Origin of the sequence: Micromonospora sp. LOL_013 (assembly GCF_048060315.1) — a bacterium.
Classification (GTDB): domain Bacteria; phylum Actinomycetota; class Actinomycetes; order Mycobacteriales; family Micromonosporaceae; genus Micromonospora_E.
Genome location: NZ_JBHMIQ010000062.1, coordinates 1 through 18,567, shown reverse-complemented (window position 1 = coordinate 18,567; position 18,567 = coordinate 1). Strand labels below are relative to the sequence as shown.

At 69.2% G+C, this 18,567-nt stretch carries 19 protein-coding genes and 1 pseudogene; 10 read left to right on the top strand and 10 right to left on the bottom strand.

The window, feature by feature from the left end:
* Positions 1–1,287 precede the first annotated feature (1,287 nt).
* Both ACFHWS_RS27555 and ACFHWS_RS27550 read right to left on the bottom strand, forming a co-directional pair.
* The gene (locus tag ACFHWS_RS27555; RefSeq protein WP_416569486.1) at positions 1,288–3,528 is read right to left on the bottom strand and encodes an ATP-dependent RecD-like DNA helicase; all 2,241 of its coding nucleotides are present in this window, start codon (positions 3,526–3,528) and stop codon (positions 1,288–1,290) included.
* Positions 3,529–3,595: 67 nt separating this feature from the next.
* Positions 3,596–5,572: an ABC transporter ATP-binding protein gene (locus tag ACFHWS_RS27550; RefSeq protein WP_416556552.1), complete on the bottom strand. Its 1,977-nt coding sequence runs from the start codon at positions 5,570–5,572 to the stop codon at positions 3,596–3,598.
* 200 nt (positions 5,573–5,772) lie between these two features.
* Between ACFHWS_RS27550 and ACFHWS_RS27545 the strand changes: the two genes are divergently transcribed.
* Both ACFHWS_RS27545 and ACFHWS_RS27540 read left to right on the top strand, forming a co-directional pair.
* Positions 5,773–6,351: a hypothetical protein gene (locus ACFHWS_RS27545; protein WP_416556551.1), complete on the top strand. Its 579-nt coding sequence runs from the start codon at positions 5,773–5,775 to the stop codon at positions 6,349–6,351.
* 97 nt (positions 6,352–6,448) lie between these two features.
* Positions 6,449–8,482: an AAA family ATPase gene (locus ACFHWS_RS27540; RefSeq protein WP_416556550.1), complete on the top strand. Its 2,034-nt coding sequence runs from the start codon at positions 6,449–6,451 to the stop codon at positions 8,480–8,482.
* A gap of 22 nt (positions 8,483–8,504) precedes the next feature.
* Here ACFHWS_RS27540 and ACFHWS_RS27535 read toward each other — a convergent pair whose 3' ends face one another.
* Both ACFHWS_RS27535 and ACFHWS_RS27530 read right to left on the bottom strand, forming a co-directional pair.
* The gene (locus tag ACFHWS_RS27535) at positions 8,505–10,574 is read right to left on the bottom strand and encodes an AAA family ATPase (protein ID WP_416569483.1); all 2,070 of its coding nucleotides are present in this window, start codon (positions 10,572–10,574) and stop codon (positions 8,505–8,507) included.
* 98 nt (positions 10,575–10,672) lie between these two features.
* Entirely contained in the window at positions 10,673–11,119 is a 447-nt protein-coding gene (locus ACFHWS_RS27530) for a hypothetical protein (protein ID WP_416569482.1), read from the bottom strand.
* Positions 11,120–11,177: 58 nt separating this feature from the next.
* On the opposite strand from ACFHWS_RS27530, the gene ACFHWS_RS27525 reads away from it, so the two are divergent.
* The gene (locus tag ACFHWS_RS27525) at positions 11,178–11,435 is read left to right on the top strand and encodes a type II toxin-antitoxin system Phd/YefM family antitoxin (RefSeq protein ID WP_278173223.1); all 258 of its coding nucleotides are present in this window, start codon (positions 11,178–11,180) and stop codon (positions 11,433–11,435) included.
* A complete protein-coding gene (locus tag ACFHWS_RS27520; RefSeq protein ID WP_416569481.1) occupies positions 11,432–11,692 on the top strand; it encodes a Txe/YoeB family addiction module toxin in 261 nt (86 codons plus the stop codon). The genes ACFHWS_RS27525 and ACFHWS_RS27520 overlap by 4 nt, the downstream gene beginning before the upstream one ends.
* On the opposite strand, the gene ACFHWS_RS27515 is transcribed toward ACFHWS_RS27520, so the two are convergent.
* The 3 genes and pseudogenes from ACFHWS_RS27515 to ACFHWS_RS27505 form a co-directional block, all read right to left on the bottom strand.
* Entirely contained in the window at positions 11,664–11,807 is a 144-nt protein-coding gene (locus ACFHWS_RS27515) for a hypothetical protein (protein ID WP_416569485.1), read from the bottom strand. The genes ACFHWS_RS27520 and ACFHWS_RS27515 overlap by 29 nt on opposite strands.
* A gap of 221 nt (positions 11,808–12,028) precedes the next feature.
* A pseudogene (locus ACFHWS_RS27510) lies at positions 12,029–12,172 on the bottom strand (HAMP domain-containing protein); the annotation flags it as partial.
* Between the two features lie 190 nt (positions 12,173–12,362).
* Complete coding sequence (locus ACFHWS_RS27505; RefSeq protein WP_416569480.1) at positions 12,363–12,821, bottom strand: response regulator transcription factor; 459 nt, start codon at positions 12,819–12,821, stop codon at positions 12,363–12,365.
* A gap of 17 nt (positions 12,822–12,838) precedes the next feature.
* On the opposite strand from ACFHWS_RS27505, the gene ACFHWS_RS27500 reads away from it, so the two are divergent.
* The 5 genes from ACFHWS_RS27500 to ACFHWS_RS27480 all read left to right on the top strand — a co-directional run bounded on the left by ACFHWS_RS27500 (position 12,839) and on the right by ACFHWS_RS27480 (position 16,218).
* A complete protein-coding gene (locus tag ACFHWS_RS27500) occupies positions 12,839–13,510 on the top strand; it encodes a methyltransferase domain-containing protein (protein WP_416569479.1) in 672 nt (223 codons plus the stop codon).
* Positions 13,511–14,164: 654 nt separating this feature from the next.
* On the top strand, positions 14,165–14,410 hold the full coding sequence (locus tag ACFHWS_RS27495) for a hypothetical protein (RefSeq protein WP_416569478.1): 246 nt from the start codon (positions 14,165–14,167) through the stop codon (positions 14,408–14,410).
* Between the two features lie 18 nt (positions 14,411–14,428).
* Entirely contained in the window at positions 14,429–14,734 is a 306-nt protein-coding gene (locus ACFHWS_RS27490) for an alpha/beta fold hydrolase (protein WP_416569484.1), read from the top strand.
* A gap of 589 nt (positions 14,735–15,323) precedes the next feature.
* Complete coding sequence (locus ACFHWS_RS27485; RefSeq protein ID WP_416569477.1) at positions 15,324–15,476, top strand: hypothetical protein; 153 nt, start codon at positions 15,324–15,326, stop codon at positions 15,474–15,476.
* A gap of 421 nt (positions 15,477–15,897) precedes the next feature.
* Positions 15,898–16,218, top strand: a complete 321-nt coding sequence (locus ACFHWS_RS27480; RefSeq protein ID WP_416569476.1) for a hypothetical protein — start codon at positions 15,898–15,900, stop codon at positions 16,216–16,218.
* A 150-nt stretch (positions 16,219–16,368) separates the two neighbouring features.
* Here the strand turns inward: ACFHWS_RS27480 and ACFHWS_RS27475 are convergent, their stop codons facing one another.
* Complete coding sequence (locus ACFHWS_RS27475) at positions 16,369–16,830, bottom strand: MarR family winged helix-turn-helix transcriptional regulator (protein ID WP_416569475.1); 462 nt, start codon at positions 16,828–16,830, stop codon at positions 16,369–16,371.
* A 47-nt stretch (positions 16,831–16,877) separates the two neighbouring features.
* On the opposite strand from ACFHWS_RS27475, the gene ACFHWS_RS27470 reads away from it, so the two are divergent.
* Positions 16,878–17,450 (top strand): hypothetical protein, encoded by a 573-nt coding sequence (locus ACFHWS_RS27470; protein WP_416569474.1) that lies wholly within the window; start codon positions 16,878–16,880, stop codon positions 17,448–17,450.
* Between the two features lie 228 nt (positions 17,451–17,678).
* On the opposite strand, the gene ACFHWS_RS27465 is transcribed toward ACFHWS_RS27470, so the two are convergent.
* Entirely contained in the window at positions 17,679–18,206 is a 528-nt protein-coding gene (locus ACFHWS_RS27465; RefSeq protein ID WP_416569473.1) for a hypothetical protein, read from the bottom strand.
* Positions 18,199–18,567 (bottom strand): tetratricopeptide repeat protein (locus ACFHWS_RS27460; protein ID WP_416569472.1); only part of this gene is annotated, 369 nt, incomplete at its 5' end. The genes ACFHWS_RS27460 and ACFHWS_RS27465, both read right to left, overlap by 8 nt.

The window sequence follows — 18,567 nt, the reverse complement described above, 5'->3', positions numbered from 1 at the left end:
GGCCATCCTCGTTCTGCACCACGTCGAGACCGACCGCTACGCAGCATGAAAAGGGCTCACTGATCGGCTGACGCCTACCCCGGCGAGACAGCCAACGAGCGCCGACCCGCCTCAGCAGGGTCGGCGCTCCAGGTCTGCGTCCGGGATGTAACCCAGGCCGGCCTGGCTCTAGACTGCCCTTCTGTCAAGAGTGTGTGCGCTGGCTCGACGGTCCGACCCGGGCCGTCGAGGTGGGGCCTACGTCGGTTGAGGCGACCAGGAGGGTCCGCACTGCTCGCCTGACAGTGGGGGACCGGGGCCGCCTGATTGCCGGCCGGCTCGGCGGTTCAGCTCCCCGCCGCGAAGGCTCCGTCATGACCGCCGTGAGCGCGGACCCCTCGCGGAGCCGTTTCCCCTGATCAGACATCGTTCTGTAATGGACGATGATGACATTTGGGCTGTCGCCGCGCCCTCTGTTGGTGGACCCCCTCGCGGACCCCTTGCTCCGCACCAGGTCAGGAGGGGTAAAATTTCGACCCTGTCGCAGCTCTCTCGGGAGCTGCCCTTCATTGAGGCATGCCGCTGCCCTGGATCACGGTGATCAGGCCCTCGTGTCGCAGCTCTCTCGGGAGCTGTCCTTCGGTGTAGATCGCTCTCCGGCTCTAGCGAGCCCGGAAGGTGGCTGCGTCGAGGTGAGGATTACGCACGTTATTCATGCGTTTTAACGTGCGTAATCCTCACCTCGAAGTGGGCGGAGTATGGCAGACAGTGCCGTTGGTGAGGACGCGCCTACACCGGCGGCGAGGCCTTGGCTTGATCGCCCTCTCGTGGACGGAAGGCAAGCAGGTCAGCCGCATGGGGTAGCCGGATCGCCGGAGTCAGCTCCCGCATGGCTAGGAGCACCGCGATCGGGCCGCGACTCAGGGGCCGCGTCCACGGTCTGCCGGTCACCAACCGACAACGACTGCCAGACCTGACCGGCCGTGCACATGCTGCAGAGCCCACCGATGTGCTCAGCGTCAGCGACCGAACATCGCGCCGTGCAGCCGGGACAAGTGAAGTGGAACTGACCGGATCATGCAGCGGACGAATTCGAGCCAGCAACCGTGTCGACGACATGTGAAATTGGCTCTGGCGACGGTCGAAGTTTGACCAGCGCCCAGCGGCCCAAGGGCTTGTTCGAGATGACGATGAGGCTGGCGCGTTCGTAGCGGGCTGAGATACACGGCCTGCTCGACACCAAGATCCTCATCCTGGGCCGGCAGGTGCGCATTGACCCAACCCGTACATGATATTGATCATCATGGGTCAGTCGTCGGGTGCCAGGCGGTGGGTGAGTGCGGTGTGCCGGCGGCCGGCCCCGGCGGTCCGGACCGCGATCGCGATCGCCTTACGGGAGCCGACCAGGACCACGAGTTTCTTCGCCCGGGTCACCGCCGTGTAGAGCAGGTTGCGCTGCAGCAAGGTGTACGAGCTCATGGTGACCGGGATGACCACCGCCGGATACTCGCTGCCCTGGGAGCGGTGCACGGTGATCGCGTACGCGTGCTGCAGCTCGTCCAGCTCGTCGAACTCGTACTCGATGTCCTCGTCCTCGTCGGTGCGGACGGTCAGCTTGCGATCCTCGGTGCTGACCGCGGTGACCACCCCGATGGTGCCGTTGAAGACCCCGGCGGTGCCCTTGTCGTAGTTGTTGCGGATCTGGATGACCTTGTCGTTGATCCGGAACACCCGGGCGCCGTGCCGCCGCTCCGGCCGGTCGTCGCGCGGCGGTGCGAGCGCCTCCTGCAGGGCGGTGTTCAGGTTGCCGGCGCCGGCCGGACCCCGGTGCATCGGGCTGAGTACCTGGATGTCGCGGGCCGGCACCCGGAACTTGCGCGGGATCCGCCGGGCGACGATGTCCACCACCAGGCCGGCGACCGCCTCCGGGTCGTCGGCCGCGAACAGGAAGAAGTCGGCCATGCCGTCGGTACGGGGCTGCTCGCCGGCGTTGATCCGGTGCGCATTGACCACCACCCCGGACTCCTGGGCCTGCCGGAAGATCCGGGTCAACCGCACCTGCGGTACGGCCGGGGCGGCGAGCACGTCGCGCAGCACTTCGCCGGCGCCGACCGACGGCAACTGGTCGACGTCGCCGACCAACAGCAGGTGGGCGCCGGGTGCCACCGCCTTGACCAGCTTGTTGGCCAGGATCAGGTCGAGCATCGACGCCTCGTCGACGACGATCAGGTCCGCGTCGATCGGGTTGTCCCGGTCGTACGTCGGATCCCCACCCGGCCGCAGCTGCAGCAGCCGGTGCACGGTGGCGGCCGGGTGGCCGGTGAGTTCGGTCATCCGCTTCGCCGCCCGGCCGGTCGGCGCGGCGAGCACGATCTTGGCGCCCTTGGCGGCGGCCAGCGTGATGATCGACTTGACGGTGAACGACTTGCCGCAGCCCGGCCCGCCGGTGAGCACCGCCACCTTCGAGGTCAGCGCCAGGCGTACCGCCTGCTCCTGCTCGGGGGCGAGGTCGGCGCCGGTGCCGGCGCGCAGCCAGGCAAGCGCCCGGCCCCAGTCGACGTCGGCGAACGCCGACAACCGGTCGGCGCGGTGGTGCAGCAGCCGCAGCAGGCTGCCGGCCAGTGAGCATTCGGCCCGGTGGAACGGCACCAGGTAGACGGCCGGGATGGTGCCGCCCTCACTGGTCGGGTTCGGCACCGCCTCGCGTACCACGCCTTCCTCGGCGGCCAGCGAGGTGAGCGCGTCGCGGACGAGCTCGACGCCGACGCCGAGGATGCCGGCGGCGTCGGTGCACAGGTTGGGCTCCGGCAGGTAGCAGTGGCCGTTGTCGGCGGCCTCGGAGAGGGTGTACTGGATGCCGGCCTTGATCCGTTCCGGGCTGTCGTGCGGGATGCCGACCGCCTGGGCGATGGTGTCGGCGGTCTTGAATCCGATGCCCCAGACGTCGGCGGCCAGCCGGTACGGCTCGTTGCGGACGATCGAGATCGACCCGTCGCCGTACTTCTTGTAGATCCGTACGGCGAGCGAGGTGGTGACCCCGACCCCCTGCAGGAAGATCATCACCTCCTTGATCGCCTGCTGTTCGATCCACGCCTTGGCGATCAGCGACGTCCGTTTCGGCCCGAGACCGGGCACCTCGACCAGCCGGCCAGCCTCTTCTTCGATGATCCGTAGCGTGTCGGCGCCGAAGTGGGCGACGATCCGGCCGGCCATCTTCGGCCCGATCCCCTTGATCAGGCCGGAGCCGAGGTAGCGTTCGATGCCCTGCACGGTGGCCGGCAGCACGGTGGTGTACGAGTGGACCTCGAACTGTCGGCCGTACTTCGGGTGCGATCCCCACCGGCCGACCAGCCGGATACTTTCCCCGGGCTGTACGCCGAGCAGCGAGCCGACCACGGTCAGCAGGTCGGTGCCGGACCGCTCGGTGGCGACCCGGGCGATGGTGTAGCCGGTCTCCTCGTTGGCGTAGGTGATCCGTTCCAGGACCGCCTCCAGTACCGCTGCCGGAGCCCGGGTCGGCGGCGCGGCCGAGGCGGCGGCAGAGGGCATGGCTGGCGGCGCAGCCGAGGGCGTGGCCGGGGCGGCGGTGGGTCCGGTGGTGGCGGTCACCGGTCGATTATCCGACGGGCGTGTCGGCGTACCCGCTCGCCTGCAGTTCGAACAGTTCCCGGTACAGCCCGTCGGCGGCGAGTAGCTCGTCGTGCGTACCGGCCTCGATCAGCCGGCCCGACCGCAGCACGTAGATCCGGTCGGCCTGGCGGACGTTCGCCAGCCGGTGGGTGATCAGCACGACAGTCCGGTCGGGTCGGCGTTTGAGCTGCTGGAACAGGGCGTGTTCGGCGCGGGCGTCCAGCGCCGCGGACGGTTCGTCGCAGATCAGCAGCGGCGCGTCGCGGTAGATGCCACGGGCGGCGACCAGCCGCTGCCACTGGCCACCGGAGAGGTCGTGGCCCTCCCGGAAGTTGCGGTCGAGCAGCGTCTGATAGCCGCGGGGCAGGCTTTCGATCATGTCGTGGGCGGTGGCGGCGGTCGCTGCATCCACCATGGACGGCCGTACCCGGTCGCGCTCCGCCTGGTGGCGGTCCGGCTGACCGTACCCTGACCGGTCGCGGTCCGGTCGGCCGATGGTGATGTTCTGCCCGGCGGTGAACGGGAACCGCCACCAGTCCTGGCTCACCACCGCGACCTGGCCGGCGAGCCGCTGCGGGTCGATCTCGTCGATGTCGACGCCGTCCCAGCGGATGGTGCCGCTGCTCGGCCGGTACAGCCCGGCGATCAGCTTGGCCAGGGTCGACTTTCCAGAGCCGTTCTCGCCGACCAGCGCGATCACCTCACCCCGACGCAGGGTCAAGCTGACCCCGTCGACCGCCGGCCGGTCGGTGTCCGGGTAGCTCAGGCTGACGCCGTCCAGCTCGATCTCGTCGTACCCGCCGATCCGCCGGCCGCCGGCCGGCGGCACCTGTCGGTCGGCGCGGGCCAGGAAGTCGCGGTAGTCGCGGTAGTACAGCGCGTCCTCGTACAGCGCGTTGGTGGCGTGGATGGCGGTGTTGAGGTTGGCCCGGGCGGCCTGGAGCGCGATCATCGCGGTGGCGGCGGCGGCCAACGGGATCATGCCGACCAGAAGCAGACCGCCGAGTACGGCGTAGACGACGAAGGTGGCGGTGCCGCTGAACGCGCCGCCGACGACCCGGGTGCCGGTCTGTGCCCGGACCAGTCGCAGCTGGGCCCGGGTCTCGGTGGTCATCGTGCGGTGGTACTCGCCGAGCAGGAAGTCCCGCATCTGGTAGGTGCGGATCTCCGCAGCGGTGTGCCGGTTCGCCATCAGGTGGGCCAACATCCACATCCGTCGCCGGCGGGTGATCCGGGCCAGCAACGCGAGGTATTCGCGGCGGGCGATCCGGATGGCGGTGACGGCGGCCGGTACCGCCGCCAGCAGCAGACACGGCAGCAGCAGCGGTTCGATGACGGTGACCGCTGCGGCGGTGGCGGCCACCCCGACGACCCCGGTGGTGAGGTTCACCGCGTCATCGACAATGGACGCCGCTTCGACGGTCCCCCGGTCGCGGGCCCGGTCCATCTCCTCGGCAAAGCCGGCGTCGTCGAAGGCGGCCAGCTCCACCGACGTGGTGGCCTCGAACAGCCGCAGCTCGGCCCGGTAGGTGACCTGTGGCTTCAGCCGGGCCTGGGCCCAGCCGGCGGCGATGGTCAGCCCGCCCCGGGCCACCACGGCGAGCGCGGCGACGGCGAGTGCTGGAGCGGCCGCGCGGATCCGGTCCGGTGTCGGACCGGAGGCGAAAAGTTCCCGCAGTACGCTGCTGGTGGCCAGCAGCCCGAACGTGGTCATCACCCCGGCCACGATGTTCAGCCCGATCGCGGCGACCGTGTCGCGTGGGCTCACCGACCAGGCCAACTGGACCGCCTCGGCGAGGATCCCGGGCAGCCGGCGGGCGACCGTCCAGAAGCTGGTCTCGGCGAACGCGCGGGCGTGGTGCATCCAGTCCGCGTCGGCGAGTTCGGGCAGCGCCTCGCGGTCGGCGGGAGAGTCGGCCGGTGGTTGCGTGGCAGCGGAAGCCTTTTGTCGAATAGGCCACATTCGTCCGATCCTTTGTTGTCGGCCTGCCGCAGGGGGCTGACGGAACGTAGCGTGGAGGCTACTGAAGGATATGTGGTCGGTGATGCCGGTGAGTGTCGTGCCGGATATCCATGGCAAACTTTCGATCCGGTGGCGCACGGCCGCCCACCGTGCCGGCGGCGAACGGCCGCCCATCCCCGACGGAAGAGAGCCACCGACCAATGGACCAGCAGCAACTGCAGACGCTGCGACAGATGCACGTACGGCAACGCATCCGGCCAATCGTCAATCAGTACGAGGTCCGCGCCGTCGGCCCGGACGGCTCATCCGGGCCGCTGCTCGCCTTCGCCCAGCAGAAGCGGCTGGCCTTCCGTGAACGGGTCACCTTCTACGCCGACGACCAGCGCCAGCAGTGCGTACTCGGGTTCAACGCCCGGCAGGTGGTCGACCTCGGGGCGACCTACGACGTGACGGACGCCGCCGGCCACCCGATCGGACTGTTCCGCAAGGACTTCACCCGGTCGCTGCTGCGCTCCACCTGGCACCTGGAGCAACCCGGCCTCGGCGTGGCGACCGGCGCGGAGCGCAACATGGTGGTCGCCGTGCTGCGCCGGATCGGCGACCTGCCCCCCTGGCTGCCGTACCACTTCGACTTCACCATCGACGGCCAACCGGCCTTCTCCGTGGTACGCAAGTGGAGCCTGCGGGACAACTACCAGGTCGACATCCACCACCCGCAACTGGACCGCCGCCTGGTGATCGCCATGGCCGTCGCACTGGACACCCTGCAGTCACGCTGACCTGCCGATCCCGCCCCGGGGCGGCCGGTGGTGCCATCCCGGCTGTCGGGCCGGGGCGGCCGCTGGCGTACCGGCTTCACTAAGATATCGATTTGTGATGGCCGGATGTGGGCAAGCGACCACCAGTCTGGACCGACGGCTGCGGCAGACCCGGGAGCACCACTTCGTTGGCCGGGCCGCCGAGCTCGCTCTGCTGCGGCAGGCGTTGGAGCGCGCCCCCGAACCGCTCGGAGTGCTCTACCTGCACGGGCCGGGCGGCATCGGCAAGTCCACCCTGCTGCGGTACTTCAGTGACGAGGCGGCCGCAGCCGGGCGACGGGTGGTGCATGTGGACGGCCGGGCGGTCAGTCCGTCACCGGGCCGGTTCGAGCTCGCCGCCGGCGACGCGCTGGCCGACGACACGGCGGTGCTGCTGGTCGACTCCTTCGAGCAATGCCAGGGGCTGGAGGACTGGCTGCGGGACCGGTTCCTGCCGCGACTGCCGGAGTCCGTCCTGGTGGTGTTGGCCGGCCGGGGCGGCCCCGGGCCGCAGTGGCGGGCCGATCCGGCCTGGCGTGATCTGCTGAAAGTGATCCCGATGGGCAACCTGTCCCGGGAGCATGCCGTCGCGCTGCTCAACCGCCGGGGCGTACCGCCGGATCTGCATCCCTCGGTGTTGTCGTTCGCCGGCGGCCACCCGCTGGCGCTGCGGCTCGCAGCCGAGGTCGCGGTCACCCACGACGCTGCCGCCACCGCCGCCTGGCGGCCCAGCCTGAACGTGGTGGAGACCCTGCTCACCCAGTTGATCGGGGAGACGCCGTCACCGCTGCACCGGCAGGCGCTGGAGATCTGCGCGCATGCCCAGACGACCACCGAAGGACTGCTGCGGGCGGCCCTGGACCGCGACCCCGGGCCGATCTTCGCCTGGCTGCGTGAGTTGCCGTTCATCGAGTCCGACGCCCGCGGCCTGCGTCCGCACGACGTGGTCCGTGACGCGCTCAACGACGACCTGCGCTGGCGTGACCCGCAGGGCTACGAGACGATGCACCGGCGGTTGCACGCCTACCTGCTCGAGCAGGCGTTGGCCGCCACCGGGCCGACGGTGCTGCCGGCGGTCGGCGCGATGATGTACCTGCAACGGCACGCGCAGGAGATCCGCCGCTACTTCACCTTCGCCGGCGAGGGCGAGGCCTACGAGGCTCCGTACCAGCCGGCGGACCGGCCGACGGTGCTGGACCTCGCCGGCGAGGCCGAAGGCCCGGGGTCCGCTGCGCTGGTCGGCCTCTGGCTGGACCGTCAGCCCGAGGGCTGCCACGTCTACCGCAGCTCCGCCACCGACGAGGTGGTGGGCTTCATGATCTGGCTGGACCTGGACGACCCACAGCCGGCCGAGCTGGAAGCCGATCCGGTCGTCGACACCGCCTGGCGGCACTGCCGGGCCAGCGCCCCGCTGCGCGGCGGCGAACACATCGGTCTGGCCCGGTTCATGGTGCATCCCCCGTCCTACCAGCGGCCGTCGCCGGTGACCGACATGATCCAGATGCGGATGCTGGCCCACTACCTGCATGACAAGGGTCTGGCCCTGCACTACCTGGTGCTGCGCGACGCCGAGTTCTGGGGGCCACACCTGGCGTACTTCGACGACCATCCGGTCGATACGGTGCCGCAGGTCGGCGGACGCCCGTACCACCTGTTCTTCCACGACTGGCGGGTCGCGCCGCTGATGCGCTGGCTCAACCACAACCAGCAGCAACTGTTGTACGGGCTGCAGCCGCGTACCGCCCGGCCCGGCGCCGACCTGCTGGTGCTGTCCCGCCCCGAGTTCGACGCGGCGGTCCGGTCCGCGATGCGGGCCTGGCGCCGCCCCGACGCGCTCGCCGCCAACCCGCTGGTCCGTACCCGGCTGGTCGCCGACCGCCCGGACGGCGACCCGGTCGACGCGCTGCGCGGCGTACTCGGTGCCGCGCTCGACGGCCTGCGCGCCGACACCCGGTCACACCGGGTACTGGTCACCACGTTCGTGCACGGCACCCCGACGCAGGAGGCGGCGGCGGACCGGCTCGGCCTGCCGTTCAGCACCTACCGGCGGCATCTGACCCGGGCGTTGGACCGGATCAGCGACGCCCTGTGGCACCGCGAACTGCACGGCTGACTCAAGCTGAGCGACGGTCGGGTCACGACTCCCGGCGCCACAACAGTTCACAGACCCGGTCGATGGCGGCCCGCAGATGCCGCTTGTACGTGCTGGCCGGCAGGCCGAGCCGGTCCGCCGCCGCCTCCTGGGTGGTCGGCCCGGTGAGGTAGGTGGCGGACAGCACCCGGTACAGCTTGGCGTCGCGGGGGTCGTGCCGCAGCGACTCCGCGGCGTCGGCCAGCAGCGTCCGCAGCGTGTCCACCGGGTCCCGGGTGCTGGTCCGATCAGCGGCGGAGCCACCTCCGGGGGCGACCACCAGCCGGCTGCGGGTCAACGGGTTGGCCCGCAGCGCCGACTCGTCGTGCAGCCGCCGCAGCGCCGACCGGACCGCCGCGTCGAAGTCGGGCCGGGACAGCACCGCGTGGACCGGGGTCGCGACGGCGGTGCTCGCGCCGGTCGACGACCGGGCCGGCGCGGCGTTCAGCGGCCACGCGGTCACCCGGGCCGCCCACCCGTGCACCGGGACCGCCCGCCAGTCGTGCGCGTACAGGTCGTACGCCCGGCCGTTCGCCACCGGCCGGGGCCGGACCGGCTGGTGGTCGATGAACTCGGCCACCCCGACCGCCTCGTCGGCCAGCGTGAGGAACGACCAGGCGAGTCGCTGCGACCGAATCCACCACTGCAGGGTCCGCACGTGCATCAGGTCCCGGACCGCGGAGCGCCGCCGCGCCGGCAGCGGGTAGCTGAACCGGGTGACCAGGATGTGTTCGCCGGCCCGCGGCGGCGCGGTCGCGGCACACCGCCACACCGCCGCGACCACCGGGTCGGCGGCGACCTCGTCCGGATCCGGGCCGGTCAGCCGCAGCGTCACCTGGAACCCGGCGACGGCCCCGTCGTGCGAGCGCCGGTACACGTCGAACGCCTCCGGTTGGCGGTCCAGCCAGAAGCCGACCAGATCGTCGGTGCCGTCGCCGGACTCCCGCACGATCCGCCGCAGGGTGGCGTGGTCGTCGGGCGTCGCCAGGTCCGGGTAGACCGCGCCGCCGCCGTGGCGCAGCGCGAACGGCGCCATCACGGCGGTGTCCTGCAGAATGTGGTACAGCGAGCGGACCGCCGGTAGGACGGCGTCGCCGCTGGCGGCCCGTGCCCGGTGCAGCAGGTGGGCCGCCACCCGGGCGTGCATCACCTGGTAGCCGTGCGGGTCCCGCCAGCGCAGATCCGCGTCCAGCACACTACGTACCACGTCGTGCGGGACGACCCCATCGCGGCCACTTTGGACGAATGGCAGCCGGCGCAGCCAGGCGAACAGCTCCGCCGCCGCCTCGCCGACGACCGAACGCAGCAGGTCCTCGGTGGTGGTCAGCGCGTGTGAGCAGGTCTCCAGCGCGAGCCGGTGCTGCGCCGACGGCACCTCGCCGACCAGGTGGTGCAGCAGGGTCGCGACGACGTCCGGGGTCGGTGTCCAGGTGGCGGAGGCCCGCCGGTCGCCGACCGCGACCGCGGCGGAGAGGTTGAGCGCGAGCGGATGGCCGCCAGCGAAGCGCAGCACCGCCTCCCAGAGTTCACGCGGTACGCCGCGCCGGTCCAGCAGTTCGGTGGCCGCGTCCGGCGGCAGACCGCCGAGGCACTCCACCCGCAGTACGCCGGACCAACCGAGGTCGGCCTGCCACTCGCAGTCCGGTGCCTGCCGGCCGGCGACCACCACGACGACGCCGTCCGGGATGCGCGGCAGGAACCGGTCCCGCAGCCAGCCTTCCAGACCCTGGCAGCGTTCGAACGTGTCGACGAGCAGGACGGCCGGCGCGCCGCTGAGCGCGACGTAGGCGGCTGCGGTGAATCCGGCCGGGGACGGGTCGATGCCGGCGCCGTCGACCTGGACGACGATCCGGCCGGCGTCGCGGGCGAGGGTCGCGAACCGACGCAGCAACATGGACTTGCCGATGCCGCCGGGGCCGTGTACGAACCACACCGGACATCCGTCCGGCGTGCCGGCCAGTGCGGCCCTAAAGGCGTCCAGTTCGGCAGTACGGCCGACGAACGCCTCCTCGCGGGCCGTTCCCAGTCGGTTTGCCAGCCGCCCAGCCACCGTACCCCCCGTGATCTGGTCCACCCGGCATAGTACGGTGGGTTACCGCCGGTGCTGAACGACAGCCCGGCTGCTGCGTCGAGTGGTCGACCCGCTTCGCCGGCCGGTAGCAGCCCGTCGCGCTAAGCCAGGCCGCGCCAGCGACGCTCCGCCGCCGGGAAGTACTCCTCGTCAGGGTCGACGTACCCGTCGGGCCACCGGCGGCGGGCCTTGGCCCGCTCCGCACGCTGAAAGACCAGCAGCCGCAACTGATCGGGTATCCGACCCGACTCGAAGTGCTCACGCGCCTCGTCCAGCGTCGTCGGCAGTCCGGTCGGCTCGACCGTCCGTTGTAACGGTGCCGCCGGGGCGATCTTGTCGGTGGCGTCGGCCGGCAACCCGAGCCTGCGCCGGACCTCGCGCCGGGCCCGGACCAGCACCGACGACATCCGCATCCAGCCGTTCGGCCCGCGCAGCGCCTCGAGATCCTCCGGCGTCAGGCGGGCGACGGTCCGGTCGTACCACTCCAGCGCCGCCGGCAGGTCACCGCGTTCGGCCAGCAACTCGGCTACGGGGGTGCGAGGGATCACCCGGGCAGCGGGGTCTCGACAAGTGGTACCGTATCCGGTACAAGGTTGAGGAGGCGTCATGGCGGCGGCGATCAGTGCGAGCGAGGCCCGCAAGACTCTGTTCCCGCTCATCGAGCGGGTCAACGAGGACCACACCCCGATTGAGATCGTCTCCAAGCGGGGCAATGCAGTGCTGGTGAGCAAGGAGGACTGGGATTCGATCATGGAGACGAACTACCTGCTCCGGACGCCTGCCAACGCGAATCACCTGATGGAGAGCATCGATCAGTGGCGGGCCGGGACCGCCGTCGAGCGTGACCTGGGTCTCGACGAGTGAAGCTCACCTGGACCGACAACGCCTGGGCCGACTACCTGTACTGGCAGACCCAGGACCGCAAGACGCTGAGGCGAATCAACGCCCTGATTTCCGATATCAAGCGGGACCCTGACGGGCCAGGCATCGGCAAGCCCGAGATTCTTCGGAACAACCTTGCCGGCCTGCGGTCGCGGCGCATCGACGATGAGCACCGTCTGGTGTACGCGGTCGAGCAGGGGGCAATCACTGTCATTTCATGCCGCTACCACTACGAGTGACGCCAGCGGCACCGGCCGGCGCGGCCGGGACGGTGAACCAGATGGTGGTCCCGCCGCCGGGAGTGGTGTCGGTGCCGACCTCGCCGCCGAGAGCCCGTACCGTGCCGGCGACGATCGCCAGCCCGAGCCCGCTGCCCTCGACGGTGCCGCCCGCCGCGCCCGCCCGGCGTCGGCGTGCACCGACACCTCGGCGTTCGCCTCGACCGGCGTGTACGCCCGTACGTTAACCAGCAGGTTCGCCAGCACCCGCCGCAGCTCGTGCGACGCGTCCGTGACGAACGACCGCATCCGCTGCTCGGAACGCTCCCGCACGGCCAACGCGGCGAGGATCCGGTCCAGCATGCCGTTGACCGCCAGGGTCAGCCGGCCCGCTTCGGTACGCCGTACCCGTCGGGGGTCGTCGGTTATCGGCACCCGGCGGTCCAACTGCCCCCCGGCGATCGCGTCGGCGGTCCGCGCGATGTCGTCCAACGGCCGCATCCGGGCCACGATCAGCATCCGGGCCAGAAACGCCAGCAGTACGGCTACCGCCACCGCCACCAGCACCTCGATGCCGAGCAGCCGCGCCACGGTCTCCCGGACCGGAGCCAGCGGCAGCCCCAGCAGCACCACGCCGGGGCCGGCGTCGACGGTCACCACCCGGTCCCCCCTTCCGGTGTGGTGATGCTGGTCAGCGGGGACTGCCCGCCGGAGTCGTAGCGCCACACCGCCTCCAGGATCTGACTGCGGGACCGGAGCCGACCCGGCGCAGCACCGCCCGTACCCGGGCCAGCAGTTCCTCCACCGCGAACGGCTTGGTCAGGTAGTCGTCACCGCCGAGGGTTAGCCCGGAGACCAGGTCGCGGCGGGCGTCGCGGGCGGTCAGGAAGACGATGCCGAACCGGCGGCCGCGTTGCCGTAGCCGCCGGCACAGGTCGAAGCCGTCGCCGTCGGGCAGCATCACGTCGAGTACGACGAGGTCCGGTCGACCCGACTCGGCGAGCTGCTCCGCCTGCGCCACCGTGGTCGCGGAGTCGACGGCGAAACCGTGGAAGGTGCGCACGGTGACCAGCACGTCGACGATGTTCGGCTGGTCGTCGACGACAAGGATGCGCGCCGATGTGTTGCCCATGTCCGCTGAACAGATCACGCCATCATGGGAGAAGGATGAGAACGGGTAACGTGCTGCGGGTGTCCGACGCCGACTTCCTGACCACCACCCGTGACTCCTACGATGCGATCGTCGGCGAGTACGCCGAGGCGGTGAACTCGGAGCTGGACGAGTCACCGCTGGACCGGGCCATGCTGGGCATGTTCGCCGAGCTGGTGCGTTCGACAGGTAACACGGCGGTCGCCGATGTCGGCTGCGGGCCGGGTCGGGTCACCGTGCTGTTGGCCGGGCACGGGCTGGACGCGTTCGGTGTCGACCTGTCCCCAGGCATGATCGACCACGCCCGCCGGGCGTACCCGGGGCTGCGGTTCGAGGTCGGTTCGATGCTCGACCTGGACCTGCCCGACGGCGGGCTCGGTGGGCTGCTCGCCTACTTTTCGATCATCCATCTGCCGTGGCAGCGGCGGCCGGAGGCGTTCGCCGAGTTCCACCGGGTGCTGGTGCCGGGCGGCTACCTGATGTTGGTTTTCCAGGTCGGCGACGACATCCGGCACCGGGACGAGTTCGAGGGCAAGCGGATCGACCTGAGCTTCCACCGGCAGCGGCCGGCCGAGGTGGCGCGGTTGCTGACCGGAGCCGGTTTCCAGGTCCTGGTGACCGTCGAGCAGACCCCGCCGGCACCGGGCCGCCCGCCGCTGGGCATGCTGGTCGCCCGCCGCAAACCCTGACAGGTGGGGACGATGTCCAGCTGGTCGCCGTCCAACTTGTCTACTGAGCCTCGACGCCGGCAGCCCAGGGTCGGTGAAGGGGGCCGAGTTGTTCGGGCGGTACGGGGCAGCGTGTGCATCGCCTCTTCCCGCGCCTGTCGGTACGCGTCGAGTGGAGGGTCCAGGCACGTAATTCATCGGGGATGACGTGCCCGGACCCCCCACTCGACAACGTGCCGGGGCGTGACAGCCCGACGCACGCCGGGCTCGGCGGCGATTGGTGGGGCATGATCGGATCGGGCCGGACATCCCGGCCGCCGCACTTCCGACCGGAACGACGGCTGGGGCAGCGGTTGACTGGTGGCCGCCGAACCGCCAGAGGGCTTCCCCGCCGGCGAAGTCGCCCACCAAGCGTCCGCCCAGACCGTGTCACCCGGCGAGTACGCCGTCGAATCCTGGTCGAGCAGGACGTGGTGCTCGGCGCGGGAGCCGGCGTACGTCCCGAGCCGGTCAGCCAGTGGCTGCCAGCGCGGCGATCCCCGGAATCCGTTCCAGTAAGGCGATCGCTGGCTCAGCGCGACCCGCGGCCCGAGTATGTTACTGGCTGACCTCGTCTCGCATTGGGAGCTGCCGTCCCCACATGTCGTAGCTCACGACTACGGCGGTGCCGTCGCGTTGAGGGCCCTTCTCTTGCACGGCTGTTCGTTCGCGTCGTTGGCGCTCGTCGACGTGGTGGCACTGGCTCCCTGGGGGTCGGACTTCTTCCGGCTCGTACGCGACAACACCGAAGCTTTCAGCGCGCTGCCAAAGGCCGTCCACGAAGGAGCGATCCGGGCCTACATCGCAGGAGCCAGTCACATGGACCTGACGCCTAGCCAGATGCAGGACCTCGTTTCTCCCTGGCTGGGTACCGACGGGTAAGCCGCGTTCTACCGACAGATCGCTCAGGCGGACCAGACCTATACGGACGAGATTCAGGGTCTCTACCCGCGTCTGGACTTGCCCGTTCTGGTGGTGTGGGGCAAGAACGACACGTGGATCCCTGTCGACCGTGCTCACCTACTGACAGAACTCATCCCGGGCGCTCAACTCGAGCTGATCGATGGGGCGGGTCACCTGGTCCAGCTTGACCAGCCCGTACAATTAGCCACGAGGTTGCACGGTTGGCTCACCTCTCAGCTCAGGCCACGACTTGATGCGGTTCAACATCCGCTCATCGGCACGACAGCACACCGATCGTCGTGACGCTCGGATCGCGGCATTTCCGGGCGTCGCGGAGCAGCATGGGTAGCACAGAGCGTGACAGCCCTGCCGGCGCCGCGCGCGATTAGCTCACCGAAGAGTTGCGGACTGCCGCGCAGCGGTCGCGGTTGCCGGTGCCGGCTGTCGGCCGCGGTGGCTCGCACGGCGGGCGCAGGATCCGCCGACCTAGGCGAGGGTTACGGTGGATAATCAACAATCCGACGATGAGGCTGCAAATGATCAATGTCCAGGAGTTCGCGCGACGGCTGAGTACTCTCGGAGCTGATGCGTTCACCATCGACGACGTCGTGGACCTGGCGACTGCGGCTGATGTTCGCATCAGCGCAGACCTCGAGATCGACGCCGCCCTGGCGCAGCGCTTGCTCGACCAGATCTCGCCCACCCTGCCGGTCACCGGGGCCCAGATCGCGGCGTCGCAATGGCCGCCACCGGAGTCTTGCCGTCCTGCGGCGCCTTCGGTGTTGTTCTCCAGCCCCGGTGCCGTCGACGGACCGGCTGATCAGCCGGTCCGTTCCCGCAGTTCTGGGCCTGCGGGTAGCGGCCGGCGACACGGCTCTCGACGAACTGGCAGGTGAACCTGCAGTCGCAGCTTTCAGCAACAGCCAGACTACTCGCCGCCGCCGGCTACGACGCGAGCTGCGAACCCAACGCCCGCCGCCATCATCTGCTGAACTTTGTCCTCCTGTCCGGCTCCATACGCCCGGGCAGCCTCGACGCACGATGATCCCGGTCAGCATGCGGATCGCGGCATGATCCGGATGTGGTACCTGGCCCTACAGTGGAACGGTATGAGGATGTACGCCTCGGCCTGCGGTTGGCTGCAGATTGAATTCGCACATCGGAGGGCCGCTGAGGAGATCGTCCGGGGGCACCATCACGATCTCTACTCGGGCGGTTGGGCCTTCCCGGTGGCGCCTGTGGCAGGTCCTTAGCGGGTCCGTGGACGAAGGGCCGGCGACGTCCCTGGCGTGGCTCGGTGAGTAGGACACCGTCAGTAGAACTCCGTCGGAAGGGGCCACTGACGAGGCGATCACCCGAGCTGTCGGTGGCTGCTGCTGCGCCGCTACTACTCATTCGACCGATCGGCGGCAGATGAGGGCGCCGGCTACGGTAAACCTCGCCCGAATTGATGGTGCGGAGGAAAGATGTACGTCTACCGGTGGAACGATGGAGTCGAGGTCGGCCACGTCGACGCTGACGGTGTGTGGCACACGGAGAGCTATCCAGGGGAGCCGCGCGACGCCATGCTGCGGGTGCACGACCTCAACCGGGCGGACCGTACTGCTGGCCGGGTCACTGGCGTCGCCGAGATCTCGATCGAGTCGGGTGAGGACGGGTTTTACACCCTCGGCTGGTATTCGCCTGACGGGCGTTGGCATCCGATCTTCGACGTAGAATCCCGCGATCTGGGTGAGCCGTGGCGACTCTGGCTCACGGGCCATGACGTGCCCGAGCCGTCTACCTGAACGGTGCACGCCCCTGATGCCGGCACATGGTTATGTCGGGATGTTCCAGACTCCGATGACCGACTGGAACCCGAGGGCGACGACCTCATCCGCCGCCGGCCTGCAACGCGGCAGATCCGGGTGCCTTGTTGACCCGCTCTCCGTGGGCGATCATGCCCGCTGGGCGGCCGCGCCGATCGCGGCGTGCAGGTCCCGGAGCGCCTGCTGTACGTCGCTGGCGGGCCGGGGGAGGGCGCCCTCGACAGTGGCCAGGGCGGACAGGAAGTGCCGGCCTGCCGTGGTGTGAGCGTGCTGGCCTGCGTCGGTGAGCGTGATGCGGTACGACCGACGGTCCTCTGGGTGTGGGACCTGCCGGACGTGCCCGCGCGCGACTAGTCGCTTGACGTGGCTGGAAACCGTCGTTGCCGGGGCGGACATCCACCGGGCGAGTTCGCTCGGGCTGATCTCGCCGGCCTGGCGCAGTACGGAGTAGACGGCGAAGTCCTCGGCGTCCAGACCGGTGCCGGCCAGCGCGGTGTCCAGCAGTGCGATGGCGGCGCGGGCCGTGAGCCAGGTGTCGAAGAGCACGTTCGACGGATCATCACCCTTGACAGAACTGCTGCGATCTCGCACTATCTCTCCCCAGGGGCAAGTATTGCGAGATCGTAGCATCGGAGGTTGTGGTGAAGGCGTGGCGCGTGATGAGCCGTGGCCGGGTGGTCGTAGCTATCTGGGTTCTCTACGGGATCAGCGCACTGGCCATGTTCGGCTGGCCCGGCCTGACCGGCGCGGTCTCCCGGGCCTGCCGCGGGCGGAGCGCCCTGGACGTACGCAGCCACTGGACCGCCGCAGATGCACGCGATCTGGTCGCGGCCTGCGGTACCGAGGGAAGGGCGGCCTATCTCCGGTTGGAATTGCTCGACCTCGTGTACCCGCTGCTCTGTGGCCTGGCCCTGCTGCTCGTATCGTCCCTGTTGATCCGGCGCTTGCCGGGCCGGAGGTGGCGTCTCCTGCTGATCCCCGCAGTCGCGATGACCGTGCTCGACTACGGCGAGAACGCGGCTGTCTGGAGTATTTTGTCGACTTGGCCCGCCGTCGGGGACCTGCCCGCACACCTCGGAGGGGCCGCCACCGTAGCGAAGCGCGCCGCGGGTCTCGTGGCCTACCTCGCCGTACCGCTGCTTCTCCTCACCGTCGGCCTTGATCGGCTTCGAGTCCGGACTCGGGCCGGCGCTGCGGACTCTTCCCGGTGAGGGCACCGGCAGAGCCGGTCAAAGTCTCATTCATCTCCGGCACCGTTCAACAGTCATGACTCCATCCGATCGCGGCGAACACTTCCGGAGTGACCGCACATCGGCACGTCCGGACACCGGCGACCGGCACCGACGTCACCTTCGGGGACGAGCGCTACGCGGCAGATCCGGACGCCGCAACTGGTACTTCACCCAGGCGTCGCTCACCCGGTTTTCTCTCGTCGAGGATCAGTTGAATAGACTATAAATTTTGTCTGTTATGTCAGCCATGTCGGAGATGGTCGGCAGTGCGCCAACTACTCCTGCCCAAAGTGCCTTCAAAACGGCTTTGCGAGGCACGCTTTGATTAAGTTCTTCCGTCATCGCATTGAAACTCTCACTGGCTTCAACGTTGCCCGATTTCTCAATAAGATCGGCAACCTTCAGCAAGGCGGTCGATATTTCATCTCGACCGTCCGATCCGAGCCTGTTGAGGGATTGCGAAAGTAGGCTCCGGTTGACGATAATCGCTCCGGCGCCGATGTTGCTAAATGAGTCCCCGGTCACTTTCGTCTCCTCGTGATGGTCATTATGGTTCGAAATGGTGACTTGCTCACTGCTGATATTGTAGATTGCGGTAAGGTGTCTACCGATTTGAGTCAAGTCTTGCCCGGCTTTCTGGTTGGCCAGTCCGGCGGACGAGATAAGCTCAATAATGTCTAGCTGCTTTTTGATGATCCCGTAGATCATGTCGCGCGTTTCATCGAAATCAGGCACGGTTGTCCCCGGGGTGCCCGGCTTCCGAAAGCAATCTTTCTTTATCCAGCTCGCGTGCAAGCGCATGATCAGGACCCAAGGCTGCTTCCGCGATAGTGACGGCGCGGCGAAGAAGCGTAGTTGCCTCTTGCGCGTTGCCAACATCGTGGTAGGTGGCTGCCAGGTTTCCAAGGCGAATGGCAGTGTCGGGATGGCTGGGTCCGAGGGCGGACTCTGTAATGGCAAGCGCGCGCTGCAGAAGCGGGATTGCCTCGGCCGCCCGGCCACTACCGCGGTAGGCGGCTGCCAGGTTTCCGAGATGAATGGCAGTGTCGGGATGGCTGGGTCCGAGGGCGGACTCTGTAATGGCAAGCGCGCGCTG